The organism is Trichlorobacter sp. (genome assembly GCF_030247655.1).
Taxonomy (GTDB): Bacteria; Desulfobacterota; Desulfuromonadia; order Geobacterales; family Pseudopelobacteraceae; genus Trichlorobacter.
Genome location: NZ_JAOTRZ010000033.1, coordinates 1 through 22,369, shown reverse-complemented (window position 1 = coordinate 22,369; position 22,369 = coordinate 1). Strand labels below are relative to the sequence as shown.

At 53.7% G+C, this 22,369-nt stretch carries 28 protein-coding genes and 1 pseudogene; 15 read left to right on the top strand and 14 right to left on the bottom strand.

The annotated features are described in order from the left end of the window. The first annotated feature begins 7 nt into the window (after nucleotides 1–7). Nucleotides 8–871: a TIGR02757 family protein gene (locus OEL57_RS04955; protein WP_300737937.1), complete on the top strand. Its 864-nt coding sequence runs from the start codon at nucleotides 8–10 to the stop codon at nucleotides 869–871. Nucleotides 872–967: 96 nt separating this feature from the next. Further along, nucleotides 968–2,611 (top strand): DUF3426 domain-containing protein, encoded by a 1,644-nt coding sequence (locus OEL57_RS04950; protein WP_300737934.1) that lies wholly within the window; start codon nucleotides 968–970, stop codon nucleotides 2,609–2,611. Between the two features lie 257 nt (nucleotides 2,612–2,868). Here OEL57_RS04950 and OEL57_RS04945 read toward each other — a convergent pair whose 3' ends face one another. The 4 genes from OEL57_RS04945 to OEL57_RS04930 are packed head-to-tail and all read right to left on the bottom strand — an operon-like array spanning nucleotide 2,869 to nucleotide 4,497. After that, the gene (locus tag OEL57_RS04945; RefSeq protein ID WP_300737931.1) at nucleotides 2,869–3,366 is read right to left on the bottom strand and encodes an FKBP-type peptidyl-prolyl cis-trans isomerase; all 498 of its coding nucleotides are present in this window, start codon (nucleotides 3,364–3,366) and stop codon (nucleotides 2,869–2,871) included. Between the two features lie 56 nt (nucleotides 3,367–3,422). Continuing rightward, nucleotides 3,423–3,728, bottom strand: coding sequence for a DUF167 domain-containing protein (locus OEL57_RS04940; RefSeq protein WP_300737927.1), 306 nt, complete (start codon nucleotides 3,726–3,728; stop codon nucleotides 3,423–3,425). Then, on the bottom strand, nucleotides 3,718–4,167 hold the full coding sequence (locus OEL57_RS04935) for a DivIVA domain-containing protein (protein ID WP_300737924.1): 450 nt from the start codon (nucleotides 4,165–4,167) through the stop codon (nucleotides 3,718–3,720). Before OEL57_RS04935 ends, OEL57_RS04940 begins: the two co-directional genes overlap by 11 nt. A gap of 6 nt (nucleotides 4,168–4,173) precedes the next feature. Continuing rightward, nucleotides 4,174–4,497, bottom strand: a complete 324-nt coding sequence (locus OEL57_RS04930) for a YggT family protein (protein WP_300737921.1) — start codon at nucleotides 4,495–4,497, stop codon at nucleotides 4,174–4,176. Nucleotides 4,498–4,657: 160 nt separating this feature from the next. Here OEL57_RS04930 and OEL57_RS04925 point away from each other — a divergent pair, with 160 nt between their 5' ends. From OEL57_RS04925 to OEL57_RS04910, 4 genes are all read left to right on the top strand, one after another. Then, entirely contained in the window at nucleotides 4,658–5,446 is a 789-nt protein-coding gene (locus OEL57_RS04925; protein ID WP_300737919.1) for an inositol monophosphatase family protein, read from the top strand. Beyond that, nucleotides 5,443–5,778: a hypothetical protein gene (locus OEL57_RS04920; protein WP_300737916.1), complete on the top strand. Its 336-nt coding sequence runs from the start codon at nucleotides 5,443–5,445 to the stop codon at nucleotides 5,776–5,778. The genes OEL57_RS04925 and OEL57_RS04920 overlap by 4 nt, the downstream gene beginning before the upstream one ends. 77 nt (nucleotides 5,779–5,855) lie before the next feature. Further along, nucleotides 5,856–6,836: a beta-ketoacyl-ACP synthase III gene (locus OEL57_RS04915; protein ID WP_300737913.1), complete on the top strand. Its 981-nt coding sequence runs from the start codon at nucleotides 5,856–5,858 to the stop codon at nucleotides 6,834–6,836. 137 nt (nucleotides 6,837–6,973) lie between these two features. Continuing rightward, nucleotides 6,974–7,546 carry an ANTAR domain-containing response regulator gene (locus OEL57_RS04910; RefSeq protein WP_300737910.1) on the top strand — a complete coding sequence of 191 codons (573 nt, stop codon included), beginning with the start codon at nucleotides 6,974–6,976 and terminating at the stop codon, nucleotides 7,544–7,546. Here OEL57_RS04910 and draG read toward each other — a convergent pair. Next, nucleotides 7,515–8,420 carry an ADP-ribosyl-[dinitrogen reductase] hydrolase gene (gene draG, locus OEL57_RS04905; protein WP_300737907.1) on the bottom strand — a complete coding sequence of 302 codons (906 nt, stop codon included), beginning with the start codon at nucleotides 8,418–8,420 and terminating at the stop codon, nucleotides 7,515–7,517. The genes OEL57_RS04910 and draG overlap by 32 nt on opposite strands. Nucleotides 8,421–8,450: 30 nt before the next feature. Between draG and OEL57_RS04900 the strand changes: the two genes are divergently transcribed. The 7 genes from OEL57_RS04900 to OEL57_RS04870 all read left to right on the top strand — a co-directional run bounded on the left by OEL57_RS04900 (nucleotide 8,451) and on the right by OEL57_RS04870 (nucleotide 13,924). Further along, nucleotides 8,451–8,891, top strand: a complete 441-nt coding sequence (locus OEL57_RS04900) for an ADP-ribose-binding protein (protein WP_300737904.1) — start codon at nucleotides 8,451–8,453, stop codon at nucleotides 8,889–8,891. Nucleotides 8,892–9,053: 162 nt separating this feature from the next. Beyond that, nucleotides 9,054–9,875 carry a radical SAM protein gene (locus OEL57_RS04895; RefSeq protein ID WP_300737901.1) on the top strand — a complete coding sequence of 274 codons (822 nt, stop codon included), beginning with the start codon at nucleotides 9,054–9,056 and terminating at the stop codon, nucleotides 9,873–9,875. Nucleotides 9,876–9,916: 41 nt separating this feature from the next. Then, nucleotides 9,917–10,717: a GNAT family N-acetyltransferase gene (locus tag OEL57_RS04890; RefSeq protein WP_300737898.1), complete on the top strand. Its 801-nt coding sequence runs from the start codon at nucleotides 9,917–9,919 to the stop codon at nucleotides 10,715–10,717. A gap of 15 nt (nucleotides 10,718–10,732) precedes the next feature. Further along, entirely contained in the window at nucleotides 10,733–11,878 is a 1,146-nt protein-coding gene (nifV, locus tag OEL57_RS04885) for a homocitrate synthase (RefSeq protein ID WP_300737895.1), read from the top strand. A gap of 11 nt (nucleotides 11,879–11,889) precedes the next feature. Beyond that, entirely contained in the window at nucleotides 11,890–12,123 is a 234-nt protein-coding gene (locus tag OEL57_RS04880) for a hypothetical protein (protein ID WP_300737891.1), read from the top strand. Between the two features lie 182 nt (nucleotides 12,124–12,305). Then, a complete protein-coding gene (locus tag OEL57_RS04875) occupies nucleotides 12,306–12,596 on the top strand; it encodes a hypothetical protein (RefSeq protein WP_300737889.1) in 291 nt (96 codons plus the stop codon). 197 nt (nucleotides 12,597–12,793) lie between these two features. Beyond that, entirely contained in the window at nucleotides 12,794–13,924 is a 1,131-nt protein-coding gene (locus tag OEL57_RS04870; RefSeq protein WP_300737887.1) for a hypothetical protein, read from the top strand. 34 nt (nucleotides 13,925–13,958) lie between these two features. On the opposite strand, the gene cowN is transcribed toward OEL57_RS04870, so the two are convergent. From cowN to OEL57_RS04850, 4 genes are all read right to left on the bottom strand, one after another. After that, on the bottom strand, nucleotides 13,959–14,255 hold the full coding sequence (gene cowN / locus OEL57_RS04865) for a N(2)-fixation sustaining protein CowN (RefSeq protein WP_300737885.1): 297 nt from the start codon (nucleotides 14,253–14,255) through the stop codon (nucleotides 13,959–13,961). Then, nucleotides 14,252–14,680, bottom strand: coding sequence for an FKBP-type peptidyl-prolyl cis-trans isomerase (locus OEL57_RS04860; protein WP_300737883.1), 429 nt, complete (start codon nucleotides 14,678–14,680; stop codon nucleotides 14,252–14,254). The genes cowN and OEL57_RS04860 overlap by 4 nt, the downstream gene beginning before the upstream one ends. Further along, nucleotides 14,677–15,000 (bottom strand): hypothetical protein, encoded by a 324-nt coding sequence (locus OEL57_RS04855; protein WP_300737880.1) that lies wholly within the window; start codon nucleotides 14,998–15,000, stop codon nucleotides 14,677–14,679. Before OEL57_RS04855 ends, OEL57_RS04860 begins: the two co-directional genes overlap by 4 nt. Before the next feature lie 89 nt (nucleotides 15,001–15,089). Then, on the bottom strand, nucleotides 15,090–16,259 hold the full coding sequence (locus OEL57_RS04850) for an integrase core domain-containing protein (protein ID WP_300737877.1): 1,170 nt from the start codon (nucleotides 16,257–16,259) through the stop codon (nucleotides 15,090–15,092). Between the two features lie 295 nt (nucleotides 16,260–16,554). On the opposite strand from OEL57_RS04850, the gene OEL57_RS04845 reads away from it, so the two are divergent. Then, nucleotides 16,555–17,061 carry a hypothetical protein gene (locus OEL57_RS04845; protein WP_300737875.1) on the top strand — a complete coding sequence of 169 codons (507 nt, stop codon included), beginning with the start codon at nucleotides 16,555–16,557 and terminating at the stop codon, nucleotides 17,059–17,061. 73 nt (nucleotides 17,062–17,134) lie between these two features. On the opposite strand, the gene OEL57_RS04840 is transcribed toward OEL57_RS04845, so the two are convergent. The 3 genes and pseudogenes from OEL57_RS04840 to OEL57_RS04830 form a co-directional block, all read right to left on the bottom strand. Beyond that, nucleotides 17,135–17,473 (bottom strand): zinc ribbon domain-containing protein YjdM, encoded by a 339-nt coding sequence (locus OEL57_RS04840; protein WP_300737873.1) that lies wholly within the window; start codon nucleotides 17,471–17,473, stop codon nucleotides 17,135–17,137. 241 nt (nucleotides 17,474–17,714) lie between these two features. Then, nucleotides 17,715–18,899 (bottom strand): formate-dependent phosphoribosylglycinamide formyltransferase, encoded by a 1,185-nt coding sequence (purT, locus tag OEL57_RS04835; RefSeq protein ID WP_300737870.1) that lies wholly within the window; start codon nucleotides 18,897–18,899, stop codon nucleotides 17,715–17,717. Nucleotides 18,900–18,975: 76 nt separating this feature from the next. Then, a pseudogene (locus OEL57_RS04830) lies at nucleotides 18,976–19,137 on the bottom strand (IS3 family transposase); the annotation flags it as partial. Nucleotides 19,138–19,285: 148 nt separating this feature from the next. Between OEL57_RS04830 and OEL57_RS04825 the strand changes: the two are divergent. Then, nucleotides 19,286–20,023 (top strand): hypothetical protein, encoded by a 738-nt coding sequence (locus tag OEL57_RS04825; protein ID WP_300737868.1) that lies wholly within the window; start codon nucleotides 19,286–19,288, stop codon nucleotides 20,021–20,023. 25 nt (nucleotides 20,024–20,048) lie between these two features. Here the strand turns inward: OEL57_RS04825 and OEL57_RS04820 are convergent, their stop codons facing one another. Next, nucleotides 20,049–20,531 carry a HyaD/HybD family hydrogenase maturation endopeptidase gene (locus OEL57_RS04820; RefSeq protein WP_300737866.1) on the bottom strand — a complete coding sequence of 161 codons (483 nt, stop codon included), beginning with the start codon at nucleotides 20,529–20,531 and terminating at the stop codon, nucleotides 20,049–20,051. 222 nt (nucleotides 20,532–20,753) lie between these two features. Further along, nucleotides 20,754–22,369 (bottom strand): nickel-dependent hydrogenase large subunit (locus tag OEL57_RS04815; RefSeq protein WP_300737864.1); only part of this gene is annotated, 1,616 nt, incomplete at its 5' end.

The window sequence follows — 22,369 nt, the reverse complement described above, 5'->3', positions numbered from 1 at the left end:
GGTATAGTTGACGTCACCCTGTCCACTTAAAATTACGCTTGAGCAGCTCTACGCCAACCGCTCCCAGCAACACCTGGCCAATGACCCGCTTTCTTTCTGTCATCGTTATAGAGATACGGCAGATCAGGAGATTGCGGCGCTGATTGCTGCGGTGTTTGCCTACGGCTCGGTCAAGGTTATCAAGGGTAGTCTCTCCCGTATTTTCGACATCATGGGCGATTCTCCGGCAGCTTTTGTGGATGGTTTTGATCCGAAGAGGCACAAGCAACTATGCAGCGGCTTTAAACATCGCTTCAACAATGGAGATGATCTGGCTGCCCTGTTCTGGGCTATTAGGCTGATGAGGCAGCAGTGTGGCAGTATTGAAGGCTTCTACTGTCAGTTTCATGCAGCTGATGCCATAACTGTAGAGCAAGGCCTGAACGGCTTTTGTGCTGCGGTACTGGGACTGGATTATCGACCAATCTTTGGCAGGTCAGGCCTGCCCCAAAAGAGCAGCTTTAGCTTCTTGTTTCCGGCACCAGCGGGTGGCAGTGCCTGTAAGCGGCTTTGCATGTTTCTGCGTTGGGTGGTACGACCGGCTGACGGGATAGACCTGGAACTTTGGCAGCAGGTACGACCAGCTCAACTGATTATTCCGGTGGATCGCCATATTGAACGGATTGGCCGGATGTTGGGGCTTACCAGTAGACACACACCTGATTGGCGAATGGCCAGTGAAATAACGGTGGCACTCAGGCTGTTTGACCCGCAGGATCCGGTAAAATATGATTTTTCACTCTGCCACCTGGGTATTTCTGAGGGTTGCAACGGCACAAGGTCTGCCTGTTGCCAAACCTGTCCGGTTGCGCAGCACTGTTCACGAGCATAAGTAAATTGACACCAGCTGGCCATTCTGCTACACAATACGTTGATTTTTCAGCCGTTAATGACAGTAAAGATATTTCCTTCCGACAGGGAGCTGGCGATGATCATTCAATGCGAACAATGCCGGACCAAATTCAAGCTTGACGATGAGAGGGTTTCGGATCGAGGGGTTAAGGTCCGTTGCGCCAAATGTCGTCACGTTTTTGTCGTGCGCAAAGACGCAGTACAGACTACTGTTCCGGCTGAGGTCGTGCCTGCTATGGCAATGGCTGCTACTCCTGATTTTGCGTCCTCGGATGAGACTGTTCGTATGGCTGCAGTGCCGACTCCCGAGCCGGAGATTGCTTCATTTGCTGCAGAACCAGAGGTCGCCTTTGATTTTGGTGCAGCCCCCGAGGCTGCAGCGCCGGAAATGGACACCTCTTTCAGCCTTGGACAGCCCGACGCTACTGACAGCGGATTTAACTTTGGTGATGTATCCTTTACGACTGAAGCACCTGCTGCTGCTTCTGCAGCAGTTGACTTTGGTGAAATGACCATGGTTATGCCACCTCAACAGACCGCAGAGCAGCCTGTTGAGGTGGGCTTTGATTTTGGTGCTGCGCCCGCTGCTGCAACGACATCTGCCGTAGACACCGCAGCATTTGATTTTGGTGATGCCTTTACTACGGCTCCGGATTCAACTGCTCAAAAAGCCGCCTTTGATTTTGGCGATCAGGGTTCTGCTGCCGTGGCTGCCACCGGAGAAATTGATCTGGGTGGTTTTGATTTTGGCGATGCACCAGCGGCTGCTGTTACTGCACCAACCGGTATTGATACAACTGACTTCAGTAATTTCACTGCTGCATCAACGCAAAAAACGTCTGCCGGTGAATCCAGTTTCAGCTTTGATGAAGCTGCGCCGCAGTCAGCTGCAACCGGTGCTGACAGCTTTGACTTCTCCGGTGTTGATTTTGGTGATGGAAAACAGGCAACAACAGCACCTGCAGCACAGGTTGAAGCCTTTAGCCTGGGAGAGATGGATTTTAGTGGTGACACTGCTGCAGTTGCAGTTGATGCCACTGCGACTGCACCGGCAGGTAGCACCCTGTTTGCACCGGTAGAGGAATCAGTTGCCCGGCAGCAGGAGGCGGCAAAGCCGGATATCAGTTTTGATACCGCTGGTCTGGGTGAAGAGCTGCCACCATTGGCAATTACCTCACGGCGTCGTCAAAGCTCAAGCATGTCAGTTCTGATCGGGGTAGTCGCCGTGCTGGTGCTTGCTGTGCTGGGCTATGTCACGTACACCTTTGTCAGCGGCAGCCCTAAAACCCTTTCCACTTTTGGCAAGGGCGGTGCGTCGGTTGAAGACGGCAGGATTACAACTCAGAATGTTAAGGCATACTTTATCCCCAAGGCAGCTGCCGGCGAACTGCTGGTAATTACCGGTGAGGCACTGAACGGCTATAAAAAACCCCGCGCGGCCCTGCAGGTAAAAGGAATGGTCTTTGGTGCTACTAATCAGGCGGTTGCCACCAAGACCGCTTATGCAGGAAATCAGCTGACCAAGGAACAGCTTGCCGAGATGCCGGCTGACAAGATTGAGGCTGCCATGAACAATCAGTTTGGTGATTCCCTGACCAACCTGGAAGTGCAGCCGGGCAAGACTATTCCGTTCACCATCATTATTATTAACCCACCCAAGGATGGTAAAGAGTTCGGGGTGGAATCGGTGGGATCAACGGTGGCTGCGGCAGGCAAATAAGCAGCTGACCGCAGGTTGTAACAAAAAGGGCTGCCCGGATTGCCGGACAGCCCTTTTAAATGCAGTTAAACCTATAAAAAGCATTTGAAACACGGAGCAACAGAGCAGCAGAGCAGAACCACAGAAGAAACAACAGAAAAATCATGTTTAAAGACTCACCACTTTGGTTCAGCCGTTTGTTTACGTAACATGCTTGACTTCTCTGTTGCTCCGTTGCTCTGTGTTTAGTGAACTGCCGTTTGTAGGTTAAAAAGCTCCTAAACGATCTCTACCAGCTTGATATCAAAGGTCAGATCCTGACCAGCCAGCGGGTGGTTGGCATCCAGGGTTACGGTGGTTTCAGTCACTTCAGTTATAAGTACCGGCATGGTTGTGTCATCCTGCAAAACAACTTCAAGCTGCTGGCCTTCAATTGGCTCAATTTCTCCATTAAGTTCTGATCGGTCAACAACCGCCACCATCTGGTCGTGACGAGGGCCATAGGCCTCATCTGCCGGAATGGTTACCTTGACGCTTTCACCTACAGAAAGCCCCAGTACCGCTTTTTCAAAGCCGGGGATCACGTTGCCACCGCCGATGGTGAATTCGAGCGGTTCGCAGCCGCAGTCGCTGCCGGTTCCGCAACCGCCGGAGCTGCTACAATCGCAACCGCAGCTATCTTGTTCTGCTGCCTCGGAAGAATCAAAAATTGAGCCGTCCTGCAGGGTGCCGGTGTAATGTACCCGAACGGTATCGCCCTGTTGTGCCTGTGCCATTGGAATATCCTTTCATACCATAAATAACCTGCCCTTCCAGGGGGCAGGAACTGACGTCAGTCGGGAGGGATCAGCTGCTCAATCTGTTGGGTGGTTGCTCCGGTAATCCGCAGACGCTTGTGCCGTGAGGAGTCCCCTGCAATGAGGGCAATAGCAGATTTGGGCACCTTGAGCTGCTTTGCCAGAAATTCACGGCAGCATTCATTGGCTGCCCCGTCAACCGGCGGCGAGGTCAGGCGCAGCTTCAGTTCACCTTCGTGGATACCGCAAAACTGGTTGCGGGAAGCCCTGGGCTGGACAAACACCCGCAGTAACAGGGTCTCGCCATCCTGCTGCCAGGGAAGAGGCTGGTTACTGTTCACCGCAGCCGATCATCCGGGCGTGGTTATCTAACAACGCCTTGAACTCCATTTCAAACTGCAGTTTCTGGCGGCGGACATCTTGAATGCGTCCCTGCAGATCAGCCACCTTGCGCTCAGCCTCGTCCACCAAACGTTTGGCCTGCAGCTGGGCCTCTGAGACGATCAGCTCGGCCTCTTTCTGGGCATTGGCCTTCATCTCATCGGTAATCCGCTGAGCTGCCAGCATGGTCTCGCGCAGGTCTTTTTCTCGCTGCGCATGATCACTCAACTCGCGGTTCTGACGATTGGCCTGTTCTTTCAGCTCAGTATTCTCACGCAGCAGCCCTTCCATCTCAACCGCCACAGCCTGCAGAAAGCTATCGACATCATCAGAATCAAGGCCGCCCAGCATCTTGCCTTTAAACTGCTGCTGGCGTATATCCAGGGGTGTAATGGTCATCGGGTATTACCTCAATTTCAGGATCATGCTGTAGTTAAGCAGGTACTGGTACAGCGTATTCAACACCACAATCTGCACCACATAAATTAAAGCAAAGGCCACCAGCGGTGAGAGATCCACCGCTCCCATGGCAGGCATCCTGCGGCGGATGCGGGATAGCAACGGCTCCGTCACCCGGTAGAGGAAACTGACAATCGGGTTGTAGGGATCAGGATTGACCCAGGTAACCAGGGCCGCTGCGATCAGGATATATTTGTAGACCGTGAGCAGGCCATCGGCCAACTCAACAATCTTGGCCAGCGCGTACAGGATATTGCCGAAAAGGATCATGGTGTCAGTAACCTCCCAAACTTCATGGTCTTGCACTATGAAGCAATCGTTTTGGAAAGTCAAAAGCTCTCTTATTGCCAGGGCAGCTGATACCCTTGTCAGTGTGGTGCAATTCTGTTAATGCTGTCACACTATTTCATCCCTAAGGATACCCACCTTTATGCCTGCATCCCGTTTTCTTGATTGTGCCATTGAGGCAGCCCTGGCTGCCGGTCAGTTACAGCGATCTCGCTTTGATGCCGCCTTTTCAATTGATCTGAAGGGGGCTAAAAATCTGGTGACCGAGCTTGATCTGGCCTCAGAGGCGTTGATTGTCGAGATGATCCATGCCCGCTTTCCTGAACACGGCATCCTGGCTGAAGAGAGGGATTATCCGGCTGGTGATGGTCAGCATGTCTGGATTATTGATCCCCTTGATGGCACCACCAACTACGCCCACGGTTTCCCCTGGTTTTGCGTATCTATCGCCCTGGCTGTTGGTGGTGAACTGGTTGCCGGGGTGATCTATAATCCGATGACCGATGAGCTGTTCAGCGCCACGGTCGGTGGCGGAGCTTTCCGCAACGGCCGCAGGCTGTCGGTATCAAATCGTCAGCCGTTGGCAGGCTCGTTGCTTGGCACCGGTTTTCCCTATGATTGTGCCACTGACCCTGAAAATAACTTTGATCACTTTATCCGCTTTCAAAAGGCTGCCCGTGGCATCAGGCGGGCCGGTGCTGCAGCACTTGACCTAGCCTATCTGGCAGCAGGGCGGTTGGACGGCTTCTGGGAGGTCAAGCTTAAGCCGTGGGATGTGGCAGCCGGTACCCTGCTGGTCCGTGAGGCAGGTGGCATGGCTACCGCCTTTGACGGCAGTGCCTATGACGTAACCAACCACCGCATCCTGGCCAGTAACGGCCAGATCCATAATGAAATGATCGCGCTGCTGGCGGAAAAGGAAAAACCATGAAACGTCCGATTATCGCACTGCTGCTTTCAGGACTGATCCTGCCCGGTATGGGCCAACTGTATCTGGGGCGGCGCAACAAGGGGATCGCCCTGATCATGGCCATCAATCTGTTGCTGCTGGCCTCCCTGTTTTTTGTGATGAAGGTAGCCAGCCCGGTGATCGGTGCTCACTTGACCGGTACGCCCCTGACACCGGCGCTGATCTTGCAACAGCTGCAGCCGTACAGCTTCTGGGCCAAGCTGCTGTTGGCTGCTTTTTTGGGTCTGTGGGGCTTTAGCCTGGTGGATCTTTTCAGTGCTTTTAAAGGTGAAGGCAATGTGCCCCGTAATTGACAAACAGTGTTTGTCTGTGCGATAGTGGTTCAACTTTTACGAAGGGACGTTCGCCCTTTGAGGCGACGGACATTATAATGATGCAATCCTGTATAATCGGTAGTGGCGCCGGCCTGCCAGAGCGGGTGGTCGGCAATGACTTTTTCTCCTACCTGGTTGATGATGCCGATGAATGGATCTCCTCCCGCACCGGTATCCGTGAACGACGTTTTGCCAGTCCTGAAGAATCCACCTCTGATCTGGCAACCCGGGCCGCACAGGCTGCCCTGATTGATGCCGGTATCAGCGCTGATGAGATTGACTGCATCGTGGTCGGTACCTCCACGCCGGACATGATCCTGCCTGCCACGGCCTGTATGGTACAAAAAGAGATCGGCGCCAAGAACGCCTTTGCCTTTGACATCAACTCCGTCTGCGGCAGCTTTGTGTTTGCCCTTGATACGGCAGACAGCTTTATTCGGGCTGGCAAGGCCCGTACCGCACTGGTAATTGGAGCTGACACCTATTCCAAGATACTCAATTTTGATGACAAGACCACCGCTCCGCTATTTGGTGATGGCGCTGCTGCCGTTATCATCCGGGCTGAAGAGGGTGAAAAAGGGATTATAACCTCATTTATCCGTACTGACGGCAATGGCTGGCCCCTGATTCAGGTCCCCTCATCCGGTTCGCGCAAGCCGGTTACCGCCACGACCATTGCGGCTAAAGAGAACACCTTTTACATGGCGGGCAAACCGGTCTATGTCTTTGCGGTCAGCGCCATTCCTGAGCTGATTCAGACTGTTTGCAACAAGGCCGGCATCCAGCCTGCTGATCTTGACTGGCTGATCCCCCACCAGGCCAACCTGCGGATTATTGATGCTGTTTCTAAAAAGCATGACATCCCCAAGGAGAAATTCCTGGTCAACCTGCAGAAATACGGCAACACCTCGGCTGCCTCGGTTGGTCTGGCCCTGAATGAATTCCGGCAGGATGGCACCATCAAGCCGGGCCAACTGGTACTGGTGATGGGCTTTGGCGGCGGGCTTTCCTGGGGCGGTCTGTTGATCCGTTTTTAAACATCCGATTAATAGCAGGTAGCAAGGGACAGGTTGATCAGCCTGTCCTTTTTTTATATTCAGACAAATCTGGCACAGCTCCTGCTTTTAACTTCTGCATGAAGACACCTCTGACAGATAGGAACAGGCCTGCAACGGTGCTGATCTGCTCCCCTGATCCGGTTTCCCGCGATCACCTGACGCGACTGCTTGCTGCAATCGGCGGCTATCGTGCAGCGGTGTCTGTCAGCCCTGCAGCCGCGCTTCAATGCGCTTTGGAGCAGCCACCGGACCTGCTGATCTGCAGCCATGAGCCAGCTCTGTGTGACGGACTTGCACTGGTGGCATCACTGCGGGGCAAGGTCTGGGTGCCGGTGTTGCTGGCAGCAAAAACCTGGACACCAGAGCTGGTAAAAGCGGCAGTTGCTGAAGGTGTTGCCGCTTTTCTGACCAGTTTCCCGACAGAGGCCGAACTGTCACATGCATTGCTTGAGGCCCGCATCAGGCTGGAGCATGAAGATCTCCTGCGAACCAAACTGCGTGAATCAGAACAGCGACTGGCTGATCGTAAAGTGATTGAAAAGGCGAAGGGATCGCTGATGGAGCAGGAACGGATCAGTGAGGATGCTGCGTTTAAATTGATGCGGAGCCAGTCCATGACCCGCAGGATCAGCATGGCGCAACTGGCAGAAGAGCTGCTTAAAAAAAGCGGCCTGCCGGGCTCGCCATAACCAACCGGTCGGCATGCTCTTCCAGTTCGCGCAGCAGCTTGGGGTCCATCTTTTTCAGCCAGCGTTTAGGAATTGATTCCAGACCGTAGTAGGCACCGGCCAGCATGCCACAGATAGCGCCGGTGGTATCTGCATCAGCACCTTGATTCACCGTACCCACCAGACAGTCCTCAAAACTCTTTCCTCTGAAAAACCAGTGAAATACGGTCTGCATGGTGTCCACAACGTAACCGGTGGCAAGGCCCCGGTACGGTTCAAAGCAAAAGGAAGGAAAGCGGGTGACGAAGCCGTCAACCTCACGACGAAGCTGATTCTTTGAAGCCCCCTGAAGAATTTGATGCAGCAGCGTCCCCAGGCAGATACAGGCCGCATCGGACAGGGCCTGATGATGGGTCAGCCGGGCCTGCTCCAGCGCATATTTTTTCATCAGCTCAGTGTCTGGCAGTGACAGCAGGGCAGCCGGTAGCATCCGCATGGCAGCGCCATTGCCACCATCCCACTGATTATACGGCACCTCAAGGGTGCCGTTCAGCATAAAGGCCCGGATTCCCTTGCGACAGGTATCCCCGCAATCCACCGGCCGTGACTTGAGCCAGGCAGCGAACTGCTGGGCAATCGCCTCCCGTGACCAACCCTGGTTTTTAGAAACGGCACGGGCAATGCAAAGAGCCATTTCAGTATCATCCGTGACCTGGCCCGGCTTCAGGCGCAACCAGCCACCCCCGACAATCTCTTTAAAGGTGCCGTATTTGGCTTCAATCTCAGGGGTGGTCATAAACTCAACCGTTGCCCCCAATGCATCGCCGATCGCCATGCCGATAAAGGCGGCGCGGGCATGTTCTTTCAGTTCTGTTGGGTCGATGTTCAGGATCATGAAAAATCTATAAGCAAGGAGTGTTCCCGGATGCGTGAGATGCAGGTTGATATCTGGTCGTATCAAGGTCAGGCAGTCATTGCGGTTACCACTAATGGCTCACTAACCCGTGACGGCAGGGCCATCATGGGCAAGGGGGTGGCAAAACAGGCGGCAGAACGTTTTCCTGAGCTTCGCAGCCAACTGGGCAGACTGCTGCAGGTGCGTGGCAATCATGTCCATGAGATCCTGCTTGGTCTGGTCAGCTTTCCGGTGGAGGAGACGCCGTTTTCGCTGCCTGAGCTGAGCCTGATCAGGCGCTCGGCCGAAGAGTTACGGCAGTTGGCAGATCAGTGTGGATGGACCGCCGTGGTTGTTCCACGGCCCGGTTGTGGAGGCGGGGGGATGCGTTGGCAGGATGTGAAGCCGATACTGGAAGATTTTTTTGATGATCGTTTCATCGTTGTGGTTGCCCCGGAGTATGCATTGTGATCAAAAAAACAGCACTGCCCTATGGTGCAATAATCTAACCTGCTGATATTAAATGTAAATGAAAACTGGCACGCTCTATGCCTAGTGATAACCAACTTGGGCAACGGCGCCTGCGGGACTGATCTCCTGCGGCGCCGTTTCTGTTTGAAAGGAGCGTACATTATGGCAACAACCTGTGAGCAGATGAAAAAGATTCAGGGGCATCCCTGCTTTGAGCAAAACCACCATAAGACCGGCCGGATGCATCTTGCAGTGGCCCCGGCCTGCAACATCAAGTGCGGTTACTGTACCCGCAAGCATGACTGCGCCAATGAATCCCGTCCAGGTGTAACCAGTCGCCTGATGACCCCGGCCGAAGCGCTGGACAAGGTGCGTGAGGTGATGGCCTCGCCGATTCTGGGGCCGACCATGCGGGTGGTGGGGATTGCCGGACCGGGTGATCCATTGGCTAACCAGCAGACCTTTGAGACCTTCAAGCTGGTGGGCGAGGCCTTCCCGGACCTGATCAAATGTATGAGCACCAATGGCCTGCTGCTGCCTGAATCACTGGACCGCCTACATGCCCTGGGTCTGCACAGCCTGACGGTCACCATCAATGCGGTGAATCCAGAGACAGCAGCGCAGATCTACCGTCACATCTACTACCACGGCAAGCGCTACAGCGGCAAAGATGCCGCCGAGATCCTGCTGGCCAGTCAGTACGAAGGAGTCCAACGTGCCGTTGAGCTGGGCATGGTAGTTAAAGTTAACACCGTACTGATCCCCGGTATTAACGAGGCTGAAGTTCCGCAGATTGCAGAGCGGATTAAAGGGCTGGGCGCCTTTGTCATGAACGTCATGCCACTGATCCCCCAGGCTGACCTGGCACATATTCCGGCACCAACTGCAGAGCGTCTGGCAGAGGTGCGTAACAACAACGAACAGATCATCAGTCAGATGCGTCATTGCAAGCAGTGCCGGGCCGATGCGATCGGGCTGTTATAGGACTTTATCAGTAACTTCCTTAACAACGGAAAGGTTTAGCCATGCAGATCACCCCCTTCACTCCTAACGATATTCATCCTTTTCTGGACCTGGCCAAGGATGAAGGTTGGATCAGCACCCGTCGTGAACTGGCATTTTTACTGGAGCGTTCACCGGAGGGCTGTCTGGTTTGCCATGAAGATGGGCGGCCGGTGGGATTTGTCACGGCAGTGCGGTACGGCAAATCAGGTTGGATCGGTAATCTGCTGGTGGCTTCTGATGTGCGGGGACGTGGTATCGGTACTGCGTTGTTCAGGCAGGCCATGCAGGTCCTGAAAAGTAACGGTACCAGTACGGTCTGGCTAACCGCTTCAACCTACGGCAGGCCGATCTATGAACGTAACGGCTTTCAGTTGTGTGACCAGGTCAGGCGTTGGGAACGGCTGGGAGAGGGCGAGCAGCAGTTGAAACCAACCGTAGCAATGCTTCCCGATTGGCAGGAGATTGACTACCTGGGCTGGGGAGACTCCCGCAATGAGTTGCTGGCCTACGCAGCCTCCAACGGTACTGCAGTGGGTGCAGAAGAAGGGTTTCTGGTGTTGCAGCGCCTGGGTAACAGTCAACAGATAGGACCATTTGGAGCGCTGAACAGTAGCATTGCTGAACAACTGCTTGAACAGATGCTGCCGGGAACCGGAAGGGTACTGCTGGATGTGCCGTCATCAAACCGGGTTGCTTCAAAATTGCTAACCAGCAGAGGTTTTACCGTCAATAGTGAAGTAGATCTGATGTATGCCGGTCACCCGCCAGCCTATCATGCGGAGCATATTTATGGGCTGGCCAGCATGGGCAGCATGGGTTAAGCAAAGGAGCTTACCATGATTACTACAAACAATATTATCATAGATGACACTACCCTGCGGGATGGCGAACAGACTGCCGGAGTGGTCTTTTCCCGCCGCGAAAAACGGGCCATAGCCCGTCTGCTGGATCTGGTGGGTGTGCAGGAGATTGAATGTGGCATTCCTGCCATGGGGGAGGATGAGCAGAACAGCATCCGCGCCCTGGTGGAGATGGAACTGTCTGCCCGTTTGATCACCTGGAACCGGGCCCTGATCCCTGAGATTCAGGCCAGTATTGATTGCGGTATCAAGGCGGTGGATGTCTCGCTTTCAGTCTCTGACCAGATGATCAGCCGTAAACTTAAAAAAGACCGTAACGCAGTCAAGGAGCAGCTAAAGGTCGCACTGGGTTTTGCCAAACAGCACGACCTGTATGTCTCCGTGGGTGGTGAAGATGCCAGCCGGGCTGACCTTGGTTTTCTTGTGGAGCTGCTGCAGATCATCCGTGAACTTGGCGGGTACCGTTTCCGGTTTTGTGACACCCTGGGGATTATGGATCCCTTTACCATGTACGACAAGGTGGTCTGGTTGCGGGCAGCCGTACCGGAGGTCGAGATTGAGGTCCACACCCACAATGATCTGGGGATGGCCACCGCCAACGCCATTGCCGGGATCCGGGCCGGTGCCCGTTTTGTGAACACCACCGTGAACGGCCTGGGAGAACGGGCCGGTAATGCCGCCCTGGAAGAAGTGGTAATGGGGTTAAAGCATGCCTGTGGTATTGAGACCGGCATAGATACCCATCGCTTCCGCGAACTCTCCCTGATGGTGGCCAAGGCCTCACGGAGGGAGCTTCCCTCCTGGAAGGCGGTGGTGGGAGAGCGGGTTTTTGCCCATGAATCAGGCCTGCATGCCGATGGTGTGCTGAAAGATCCCCACAACTACGAAGGGTTTGATCCGGCGGAAGTGGGGCTGGTGCGTCAGATTGTGGTGGGCAAGCATTCCGGCGCCAGCGGCATGATCGAGCGCTACCGCAGTCTGGGCATTGTACTCTCCCGTGATGATGCCGGACTGTTGCTGCCGGTGGTACGGCTTGAGGCACTCCGCCGCAAGCGGGACCTGAAAGACCGGGAGCTGGTGAACATTTACCTGAACGGAGCAGAGCTGCTGAAGGCAGCCTGAGGAGGACGACCATGTGTACATCAGGAACTACTGTACCGATTGCCGAGGCAGCCGCTTTGCTGGCCACTACTGAAACACGGGTGTTGATGATGCTGAAGAAAAACGAACTGCAGGGTAACCAGGTGGATGGTGACTGGTTTGTTGACAAGGCATCGCTGCAGCTTTGCGGTAAACCGCTTCCGTCGGATATCGTCAAAAAGGGCTGTGGTGGCGGCTGTGGCGGCGGTGGGTGCGGCAGTCATTAAACAAAAACTGTTCACCGCAGAGGACGCTGAGGAATACAGAGGAAAATCATCAAGATAAACAGATGCTCTTTTGAAAATTCTGATTTAACCAGATCATTTTTCAGGCATTTAAATTTTTTACTCTGCGAACCTCTGTGCCCTCTGCGGTAAATGCCTTTACTAAGGTTAAAGAGGGGACCGTTATGCTCATCGTTAAGGCATTTGATCTGAAATTCAAATATCGCAAATATGTGGAAACCCGTGACGAGCCGAAATTCTCCGGCCTGCCAGATCCTTACCCGTTTAACCGGGATGACCTGTACGAAGTGCTGCCGATGATGGGGGCGGTAATGGATCAGCTTGGCACCGATGATGGTGATGTTCTGAATCGCCTTGAAGATTTTCTCAATACCATGCCGCGTTTCATTACCAGTCGTGACGAAACCTTTCACTATCTGGTGGGATGCGGCAGCCAGATGATGCAAGGCTATTAGCAGGAGGATAGTCTTTGTGTTCAGAGGTGATCTTTCCAGCTGTTCTAATCCCGCTGTTGTTGCGCACCAGTCCTGTCTCTGGGCAATGAAATAACAATCTTGTTTCAGGAGGTTATTGAATATAAGAGGTTTATGGTCTAGTATGCCCTCAACATGCTACAAAGACCATCCTATTGCGAACAGAGGAGTTAGCGCCAATGCCCATGAGACCACATATTCTGGTAGTACTCAGCTTGATCAGTTTTCTGGTGGCCGGTTGTACCCATACGCTTCCACCGCATCAAGAGGTGAATCAGGCCTTGCACAAGACCCTGAACTCCAGCGGTTATAACTATAGCTCGAAAAGCAGAATCACCAACCTGACAGTACCGGTTAAGGATCTGAAGGCAGTAGCATCCAAGCAGCAGTATCTGGAAAAGGGTCTGGAGGCGGCGCGGGGTTTCTCTATTATTGCTGATGGCGCCATTGACATGAAGGCCAAAAAATCCGAGGTGCTGTACAACCTTCATTATGATCAGGATAATCTTGAGGTCTCAATCAAGGTGCCACTGCTGCTTGATTACACTAATCAGACACTGTACATCGGCACCACGCTCTTTAACACCATCTTTCCCATGCCCCCGGCCAGCAAAGGCAAGTTGATCAAGGTTGATCTGAATGATCTGCTGAAACTTACCGGTGATAAGTCTGACAAGCTTAAAAATATGCTCGGTCAGAAAAATTTTGATGCGGTTAACGAGGGATTTAAACAAGGAATTTTAAAGGGCTTTGCCAATCTGAAGGATGAGCGTTTTATTGACCAGCCGCTTACCGGTGATGACAAGGCAGCAGGTGTGGTCAGGCATATCAAGGTAACCCTGAATCATGAGGAATCAGTTACCTTATTGCTTACCATTGCGGACACCCTGGTCCAGCGGATGTATCAGGATGGTGTGCTGAGCAAGGAAGAGTACGGCACACTGATGATCCTGACGGACAAGCAGAAAATCGATGCCTATCTGGCAAAATTCAGCATGGCTGTCATCCTTGATATCGGGCTGACATCAGCAGGGCAGATCAGCCGTATTGAAAGCCGCTTCTCGGCGGTTGGCAAGGATAACCGCTACCAGGTCGGCCTGGAGAATATCAGTGGCTTCAGCCGCTATGATGCCCCGCTCTTTTCGATCAAGCCAGAACTGGCCGGTACCGTAGACTATAAAGAAATCCTTGAAGCATATCTGACTGCAAAGGCAGCAGCAAAGGCAGAAGCCGCAGCAGCTGCAGCAAAAGCCAAAGCTGCAGAGCAGGAAGTACCTCCTAAAGAAGAAGAAAAGAAGATCGCTGAATAAGCTGCTTAGACAGAAAGCTGTTGGCCATTAAAGGTCAGCAGCTTTCTGCTTCAATCCGGTCCAGCAGTTCCTGCGCTGGCCTGTCATCGTAGGTCTCAAACAGTTCTCGGATGTTATTGATATAGGCATGAATCAGGTACAGCTCATCCTGGCTGAAACCGCTGGTTGCATCCGGCTGCTTGATCCGCTCCAGCTTCCCCTTGAACAGCTCCCAGAAACGGTTGGTCTTGGCTGGATCATCAATATGGTGGCAGAGCAGTTCCATCAGCTTGCGTGCGTTTGAGTCGCCATCAATGCCCACAAAAGAAACATAGCGGTCAGGCTTGCTCATAGCACCGCATCCAGGCGCAACGCAAAGGTCAGATCAAGACCGGCCAGGGGGTGATTGCCATCCAGGGTCACCTCTTGTTCATTCTGTTCCAGAACTATCAATATCCGCTCTCTGCCGCCATTAAACTCAATCCGTAGTTTCTCGCCTATCCGCAGCTCCCGATCTGCAGGAAACATCTCGCGCTTCACCTTGATGATATTTTCATCAAGGCGTGGTCCATAGGCCTCTGCCGCAGGGACCAGGATATTCCTTGTCTCGCCGCTGGCCATGCCGATGATGTTCTGTTCCAGCGCAGCAAAAACCTGATCATTGCCGATGGTAAAGGTTAAGGGACCGTTGTCTTCGGTGCTGTCAAAGATCCGGCCATTGTCCAGGGTTCCGATGTAACTGATGGTAACACTACTGCCAATTTGGGCGCGTCTCATACTTGTGTCTCCTTGTCTGGTTGCGGACAGCCGCAGGCGCCGCAACTGCAAATCCGCAGTCCACAGCTGTTGCAGCCAGGGTTTTCCGGGTCTCGTCCATCAACGGTCTTGCCGCAGATCGGGCAGCTGTAGCGATAAAAGGCAAAGCCGCAGTTACGGCAGTACAGCATGCCATCGGCATCCGGTTTGGCTGTGACATCAATCGACTCACAGATCAGGCAGACCGAGGCCATCTCCGGACAGTTCCTGATGCCATTCCGCTGGGAACGATACTTTTTGAACAGCCGCTTGCCTTCAGCACGGTCTATTGGTAATGGCATACGCTCTCCTTCGCTCAGATACTAACTGTTGAGTGCCACCACATCGTGGACGTTTTTTTGTGCCAAGACATCGTGGACACTCAACTTGGTTAACGCAATTTGTAGTCGAATTCCTCGACCTGTTTTTTGTCCAGGAAGAGTTTCATTTTCTGTTCTTTGACATCGATAGTAGCCACCACGTATTCAAGCGCAGTCTCCGGTGGAACTGAAAAGTATTCTCCGAAGACATTCAGTTTCAGGTCACTGCGAATGAGACGCACAACGTGATATTTGCCAATCTCCGGTTTCTTCAGTCGATGTTTCGGAGGCCCTTCTTCTGCTGGAAACCTCAGCTTAGCACTTGAGGTAGCAAGAGCTTTCATCGGCGTATGTCCTTTGAGCTTGCTGTATCGATATCTGCTGTTGTGACGCTGCTCAAACGCAAGAGAACCTGATTGCAGGTCTTCCAGAGATGTCATGGTAACTTTCCCGAGAAACTTCTGTTCGTAACGATCGTTAAAGTTTTCGATCATTCCGTTTCTCCATGGTTCAGCCATTGGTATGAACCAAGGCTCAATGCCACTGTGTAAGCAGAGTCGGATGAGCGGCCCCATCCCGCGGGGATGTGTTGGGCTTCCAAAGAAGGACATAGCGTTATCAACCTGGATGCGTTCTGGTATTCCCATCCGCTTCCATGCCCCCCAGAATCCGTCAAAGATCGTTTGACCTGACTTGAAAAGGGAAGGATGCAGTCCACACCTGACCGTAGCCGTATCAACGATATTCAGGCTGTAGAAACGGATAGGCCCTTTCAGGTAACACGGCCCAACAAAGTCAGCCTGATGAGTCTGATTAGGAAGCTGTGACGGCAGAACAGGATACAGCGTCCCTCTGGCTTCATATTTGCCGGTCCGTCGATGTGTTAGTTCGTTTCTGGCGAGAATCCGGTTGATCGTCCTGATTGATGGCAGAGGTTTGGCACCAAGATCTTCCATCTCCCACAGGATCGCTTGGGCACCGCAAAACAGATCCTGATTGTAGAGATTGAGGCGGACCATCTTGACGATTTCAACAATCTCTGACGGCGTGTGCGTTGGAGTGGAAATAGGACGTCTTGAACGTGTTTCATTCCAGGCATTATCACTTTCAAGGTGACGTCCAACCCATTTGTACAGCCAGGCTTTCGATTTACCGAGTGATGTGCAGATTGATTCAGGGTTTTCGCCAGACCTGAACCTTTGGACTGCCAGAATCCTGTGATGCTTGATTTCATCTTCCATGAACACCTCCAGATTGAATTGATGTTCACAGAATGACGTGGTGGTTATTCGATTGTCAGAGAACTTTGTCTACGATGTTCTGGCACTTATTTCCGTCCACGATGTGGTGGCACTCAACAACTAACCTCCATGCAACTTTGCTGCCGTTACTGCTTACGGTTTGGCATGCCTGATGAATACAACACCAGCAGATGAACAAATATGCGGTAAAAAATGTAGAGGGGGCAAGGTTATGCATACAAAAGAGGCAACGTTGCCACTATCCGCATCAGGAACAGCTCTCAGGTATCTTGGAATGCGACGTTATCAGCTGGCTATGGAAGGACGCTTTGATCCGGGTTGGATCTGCGGACTCAGTCATGGTCTGGCACAACGCAAGGTCAACATCACCAGGGTTGAGGCAGCACGTGGTACCGGCAGGAACTGGCAGTCCAGTCTTGATCTGGATTTCAGTGCTGCTGTACAGGCGCCTGATGCGATTGATTATCTGGCGCTCAGCAGGTCGAACGCGACAGTACAGGCATTAGCAGAACCGATTACGCTGGATGATTACCAGCTTGAGCGCTCAACCAAATGCGAGGGCAGTCTCTACCTTGAGGCAAGTGGTTCAGATCGACTCGGAGTCCTGTCGGCACTGTTGAATACCTTTAGCCTGTTTTCGCTCTTTCCGGCTGAGATGCTGGTGGAAACCAAAAACAAACGAATCTTTGACCGGTTCTGGCTGAAAGGGATGGGAGGCAGCGCGCCATCACGGGAGGCGGTTGCGGCCCTGCGGGAACGGATGCAGGAATTTACGCTTTGAGGGAAGAGTGAATGTGAAGCGGCTGTCTGATCAGCACAGGGGAGTGTTGATCAGACAGCTTGACTGGAACCGATCAGGCCTTCTTGACAAACTCCGACTTCAATCCCATGGAACCAAACCCGTCGATTTTGCAATCAATATCATGATCACCATCCACAATACGGATGTTTTTCACCTTGGTGCCCACCTTTACACTGGATGATGCCCCCTTAACCTTCAGGTCTTTGATCACGGTTACACTATCGCCATCCTTTAGCTCAGTACCAAAGGCATCCCGCACCACACGCCCGGTAGCAGCCTCTTCTGCCGCGGCCATCGGCCATTCATGGGCACATTCCGGGCAGACATAATTGTCGCCGTCTTCGTAGGTGTAGGCAGAACTGCAGGACGGACATTTGGGTAATTCACTCATTGCTGGACTCTTTTCTGTTTTGGATTACTGGATGTGCGCTGAAACATATGCATTTAGCAGCAGTAACAGCGATTCAATCCTGAAAAAGACAATTTGCCGCAAAAGAACACAAAGAGACAAAAGAAAAAAGCCGCTAAACAATGTCTAAATACCATGCCGGTCTGTTTTAAAAGCGTTCTGAGGTGGTTCAGAGTTCTTTGCGATCCTTGCGTTCTTTCGCGGCCTAACTGGCCTACGATTGCTAGCCCTGCGGTACGATCCGTACACAATGGGCAGATGCCTCAGCGCAACTGCGGGCCTCGTCCGTGCTTGCACCCTGGGTCAGGCTAACCCCCATGCGGCGGCCGGGACGGGTGTCCGGCTTGCCGAACAGGCGCAGCTTGGCAGTGGGTACTGACAGGGCATCGGCAATCCCCGTAAAGCCGACGTTGTCCTGACTGTCGGTGGCCAGAATAACATGGCTGGCAGAAGGGGCCAGGTTCAGGATCTCCGGCACCGGCAGGCCAAGGATGGCCCGCACATGCAGCTCAAACTGGCTCAGGTTCTGGGAGGTCATGGTCACCATACCGGTGTCGTGGGGACGGGGTGATACCTCGCTGAACAGCACCGTATCTCCTTTAATAAACAGCTCTACCCCGAAGATGCCGTAGCCGCCCAGCGCTGTTGTCACCGCCTCTGCCTGGCGCCGTGCCTCGGCCAGCGCGGTTTCTGACATGGCCATCGGCTGCCATGATTCATGGTAATCACCCTTGATCTGTACATGGCCAATCGGCGGACAGAAGGAAGTACCACCAATGTGGCGGACGGTCAGCAGGGTAATCTCGTAATCAAAGTCAATAAAGCCCTCAATAATGACCGTATCCGAGGCACCGCGTGCGCCATCCATGGCATACTTCCAGGCGGTATCCACCTCAGCAGCTGTCTTTACAACGCTCTGCCCCTTGCCGGATGAACTCATGATCGGCTTAACCACACAGGGGAACCCGATGCTATCAGCAGCAGCCCGCAGCTCTGCCGCACTGGAGGCAAAGGCATAGGGGGCGGTGGGCAGGCCCAGTTCCTCCGCAGCCAGCCGCCGGATCCCTTCGCGGTTCATGGTCAGGTTGGCTGCCCGGGCAGTGGGGATCACCCGCTGACCGGCCTTTTCCAGCTCCAGCAGAAAGACCGTATCAATTGCCTCAATCTCCGGTACGATCAGGTCAGGTTGCTCTTGCCCAATCACCCGGCGCAGCGCCTCACGGTCAAGCATGCTGATCACATGGCTGCGGTGGGCCACCTGCATGGCCGGGGCATCAGGATAACGGTCAACTGCAATCACCTCCACCCCCAACCGTTGCGCCTCAATGGCCACTTCTTTGCCCAATTCTCCTGATCCCAACAGCAACAGCTTGGTGGCTCCTGCCTTTAATGGTGTTCCAATCTTCATCAAAACGCTCCTTCTGACCTGTTACTTGTATCTGTCTGGACTTAATCCGATTCCCCCGTCACTTGCTGACACGCTGTTAAGCGGCTTGTTGTCTCTCAAATGCTTCTGGACTAATGCAGCTATTCGCACTATGACGTCTGGTGCGATTATAGTCTACTTCAATGTATTCGAAAACAGTCTGGTGCAGTTCATCTCTGGTGGCACGCTCACCATGGATGACTTCCACCTTCACCGCGTGCTGAGCACGTTGAACCGGGCCAGCTGGTGCGACAGGAGTACCCACAGAAATTTTGCTGTAATTTTACCGCAGCCGGTTGCGGCAGTTGTATTCTAAGCTATAGTTTCAGCAGTACGTAAAGATCCCTATGAGTATCACAGGAGGCATTATGAGACAGCTACTGTTGTTGGCATCTGCCGTCATTACAGCCGTTATTGTGTCTGCTCAACCCGTTGTTGCAGAGCCGACCAAGGCACAGGTCATCAGCCTCTGGGAACAGCAGCATAACGTCAAAGGCCGGGTACTGGAGCTGAAAAACAGGGGGGGGCAACGTTCCACGAACGAGCTGAACGGCAAAAAATATCTGACTCCGGTGGGGACCTGCTGGGATTATGATGTTGTTGAACTGCAGAAATGCGGCTGTCGTCTGTTTGAAAAAGCCAGCGTCTGTTGCCGTCGCGGCAGCACGAAAGAATGCGAAGTGCGGATCGGCACCACCACCAAAATGCTTGATTGTGCCAAATACGGTAAGCCCAGGTTTGGGCTGTCCGGCACGGTTGAGCCGGAAGAGTGTAAGGTCCGTAAACAGGCTGCAGCCTGCTGGTCACGTAAAGATCTGCAGTTTGGGCCCGGTGTGGCAATTGGCCCTTGCATGGAAAACGGGCCGGTCTTTACCTGTCCCAAAGGCCAGGAGACCATGACTGCATTCCTTGACCGTAAATGCGGTCCAACACCGGAGGATTGCGGCTGCACCCTGGTTGAAGAATGCTCAAACCCCCAGGGGCTTGCGTGCTATAAACAGTGGAAGGCAGACAAGCAGGCAGTGGACTGCTTCTGGAGCGAACAGTACGACAACAACTACAAGCGTTGGAAATGCTACGACGACCTGAAAAAATCCCGCCAGTAGCTGAAGTACGGTAGTTGGAAGCCCGCTAGCAGCGGGCTTCCATCCTGATCCCTTCTGCCTGCAGTTCCTGTTGAATCATACCTGCCAGCTGAGGCAGGCGCACGGCCAGCTCCGGTGACAGCTCAATCCCTGCCTCGTAGGATTTGGGGACCACGCCGAACAGGGTGACCTGATCCGGGCAACGACCACGGATCTCGGACAGCAGCAGCATCTCCTGAATCCCCAGTTGGTGAGGCGACATCTTGATCGGGATAGTACGGCCGATAAAGGCATCCTTTTCAAAGCGGTAGAGCGCCCCCGGTTCGCCGGGGGTGGTGATCACATCCACCATAAAGACCCGGTCAGCCTCCTCTAGTTTATGGGAGGCCATGAACCCCAGGGTACCACCATCGTACAGCTCCACATCATCATCAAAGCTGTAGTTGTCGGCCAGATACTTGACCAGATGGACCCCGAAACCTTCATCGGATAACAACAGATTACCTGCACCAAAAATCAGAACTTTCATATATACCTGCTTTCATTCATGGCCGCAAAAGAACGCAGAGATCTCAAAGAAAGGCGTTTTTCACAGAGGAAAACCAAGAAAATTTGGTTTTGAATCTAAACCGGAAAAGGATCTTCCTCCTGCCTTTCTCTGCGTTCCTCTGTGTACTCTGCGGTAAATTGCTCTTTCTGTGTCAATTTTGCTTTCTTTGCGCTCTTTCGCGGCAATCAAGGACTTGGCTTATTATACCACCTTGACCTTGGTGATCTCTTTGCCTTCCGGGTCAATCGTATGCACAGCACAGGCGATACAGGGGTCAAAGGAGTGCACGGTACGCAGCACCTCCAATGGCTGATCCGGCTTGGCCACCGGATTGCCCAACAGTGATGCCTCGTAGGGACCGGCATTGCCTTCAATATCCCGCGGTGAGGCGTTCCAGGTGGAGGGAACCACGGCCTGGTAGTTCTTGATCTTCTTGTCCTTGATCACCATCCAGTGGGACAGTACGCCCCGTGGTGCCTCATGGAAGCCGACCCCGCGATGTTCGCCGGACGGGATCTCGGTGTGGTTGGCATAGGCCTTGTCACCCTTGCCCACGTTGTCCACCAGCTTGTCCAGGTATTCCAGTGATAGGTCAGACAGCAGGTGGGCGCGGATGCCGCGGGCCGCCAGCCGGCCCATGGTGGAGTGCAGATCAGCCACCCCAACCCCGGCTGCCTTGCAGGTGCTGTCCACCAGTTTGCGTACCCGCTGGTTACCGGCGGCGTAACCGGCCAATAGTTGGGCAATCGGCCCGACCTGAATCGGCTTGCCGTCTATGCGGGGAGCCTTGCACCAGGAATACTTGCCGTTTTCCTGGAAGTCGGTGTAGTCCGGCTTGGTCTCGCCTTCCCAGGGATGCAGGGATGACTTGCCTTCATACCAGGCGCAGGCCACTGACTCCTTGATGCTGCCGATCAGCTGCTGATCCTGATGGTTACTGATCACACGGGCCTTGGCCACATCACCCCCCATGATCAGGCCACCCGGCAGGGCAAAGCTGGTGTTCTTGGTGTCTTCGGGGAACTCCGGCACCGCCAGATAGTTAACCACCCCTTTGCCATGCTTAAACCAGTCTTTGTAGGCCTTGCCGATCACCAGCAGGTCCGGGTAGTAGACCTTTTTGACAAAGTCGCGGGTCTCGGTCATCAACGCCTTCAGGTAGGCGATCCGCTCCATGTTGATGGTGGCCAGGTTGTCCATATTAAGGGCGGTTGCCACACCACCCACGCAGAGGTTCTGGATATGGGGGTTCTTGCCCCCCAGAATGGCAACCGCCTGGGCTGCCTTCTGCTGATAATCCAGCGCCTTCAGGTAGTGGGCCGTGGCGATCAGGTTGATCTCCGGCGGCAGGATCATGGCCGGGTGGCCCCAGTAGCCGGAGGCAAAGATCCCCAACTTGCCGGAATCCACAAAGGCCTTCAGCCGCTTCTGCACATCACTGAACTCCTTCTCGCTGTTACCGGGCCAGTCAGAGACCGACTGGGCGATTGAGGCGGCCTTCTTGGGATCAGCCTTCAGTGCCGAGACGATATCCACCCAGTCCAGGGCCGAGAGGTGGTAGAAATGGACGATATGGTCCTGCACCGAATGCTGGGCCATGATGATGTTGCGGATATACTGGGCATTCAGCGGCACCTCAACCTTGAGGGCATGTTCCACGGAGCGGATGGATGAGATGGCATGCACGGTGGTGCAGACCCCACAGAAGCGCTGGGCATAGATCCAGGCATCCTGGGGCGGGCGATCTTTGAGAATGGTCTCAATGCCGCGCCACATCTGGGCTGATGACCAGGCCTTGCTGACCTGTCCGCCGTTTA

What these genes read in the sequence shown, in the direction of transcription:
- OEL57_RS04950 (WP_300737934.1), top strand. Translation starts at nt 968, where the DNA reads ATGATCATTCAATGCGAACAATGCCGGACCAAATTCAAGCTTGACGAT.
- OEL57_RS04945 (WP_300737931.1), bottom strand. Translation starts at nt 3,366, where the DNA reads ATGGCACAGGCACAACAGGGCGATACCGTTCGGGTACATTACACCGGC.
- OEL57_RS04935 (WP_300737924.1), bottom strand. Translation starts at nt 4,167, where the DNA reads ATGACCATTACACCCCTGGATATACGCCAGCAGCAGTTTAAAGGCAAG.
- OEL57_RS04930 (WP_300737921.1), bottom strand. Translation starts at nt 4,497, where the DNA reads ATGATCCTTTTCGGCAATATCCTGTACGCGCTGGCCAAGATTGTTGAG.
- OEL57_RS04925 (WP_300737919.1), top strand. Translation starts at nt 4,658, where the DNA reads ATGCCTGCATCCCGTTTTCTTGATTGTGCCATTGAGGCAGCCCTGGCT.
- OEL57_RS04920 (WP_300737916.1), top strand. Translation starts at nt 5,443, where the DNA reads ATGAAACGTCCGATTATCGCACTGCTGCTTTCAGGACTGATCCTGCCC.
- OEL57_RS04915 (WP_300737913.1), top strand. Translation starts at nt 5,856, where the DNA reads ATGATGCAATCCTGTATAATCGGTAGTGGCGCCGGCCTGCCAGAGCGG.
- draG (WP_300737907.1), bottom strand. Translation starts at nt 8,420, where the DNA reads ATGATCCTGAACATCGACCCAACAGAACTGAAAGAACATGCCCGCGCC.
- OEL57_RS04900 (WP_300737904.1), top strand. Translation starts at nt 8,451, where the DNA reads ATGCGTGAGATGCAGGTTGATATCTGGTCGTATCAAGGTCAGGCAGTC.
- OEL57_RS04895 (WP_300737901.1), top strand. Translation starts at nt 9,054, where the DNA reads ATGGCAACAACCTGTGAGCAGATGAAAAAGATTCAGGGGCATCCCTGC.
- OEL57_RS04890 (WP_300737898.1), top strand. Translation starts at nt 9,917, where the DNA reads ATGCAGATCACCCCCTTCACTCCTAACGATATTCATCCTTTTCTGGAC.
- nifV (WP_300737895.1), top strand. Translation starts at nt 10,733, where the DNA reads ATGATTACTACAAACAATATTATCATAGATGACACTACCCTGCGGGAT.
- OEL57_RS04880 (WP_300737891.1), top strand. Translation starts at nt 11,890, where the DNA reads ATGTGTACATCAGGAACTACTGTACCGATTGCCGAGGCAGCCGCTTTG.
- OEL57_RS04875 (WP_300737889.1), top strand. Translation starts at nt 12,306, where the DNA reads ATGCTCATCGTTAAGGCATTTGATCTGAAATTCAAATATCGCAAATAT.
- OEL57_RS04870 (WP_300737887.1), top strand. Translation starts at nt 12,794, where the DNA reads ATGCCCATGAGACCACATATTCTGGTAGTACTCAGCTTGATCAGTTTT.
- cowN (WP_300737885.1), bottom strand. Translation starts at nt 14,255, where the DNA reads ATGAGCAAGCCTGACCGCTATGTTTCTTTTGTGGGCATTGATGGCGAC.
- OEL57_RS04860 (WP_300737883.1), bottom strand. Translation starts at nt 14,680, where the DNA reads ATGAGACGCGCCCAAATTGGCAGTAGTGTTACCATCAGTTACATCGGA.
- OEL57_RS04855 (WP_300737880.1), bottom strand. Translation starts at nt 15,000, where the DNA reads ATGCCATTACCAATAGACCGTGCTGAAGGCAAGCGGCTGTTCAAAAAG.
- OEL57_RS04850 (WP_300737877.1), bottom strand. Translation starts at nt 16,259, where the DNA reads ATGGAAGATGAAATCAAGCATCACAGGATTCTGGCAGTCCAAAGGTTC.
- OEL57_RS04845 (WP_300737875.1), top strand. Translation starts at nt 16,555, where the DNA reads ATGCGACGTTATCAGCTGGCTATGGAAGGACGCTTTGATCCGGGTTGG.
- OEL57_RS04840 (WP_300737873.1), bottom strand. Translation starts at nt 17,473, where the DNA reads ATGAGTGAATTACCCAAATGTCCGTCCTGCAGTTCTGCCTACACCTAC.
- purT (WP_300737870.1), bottom strand. Translation starts at nt 18,899, where the DNA reads ATGAAGATTGGAACACCATTAAAGGCAGGAGCCACCAAGCTGTTGCTG.
- OEL57_RS04825 (WP_300737868.1), top strand. Translation starts at nt 19,286, where the DNA reads ATGAGACAGCTACTGTTGTTGGCATCTGCCGTCATTACAGCCGTTATT.
- OEL57_RS04820 (WP_300737866.1), bottom strand. Translation starts at nt 20,531, where the DNA reads ATGAAAGTTCTGATTTTTGGTGCAGGTAATCTGTTGTTATCCGATGAA.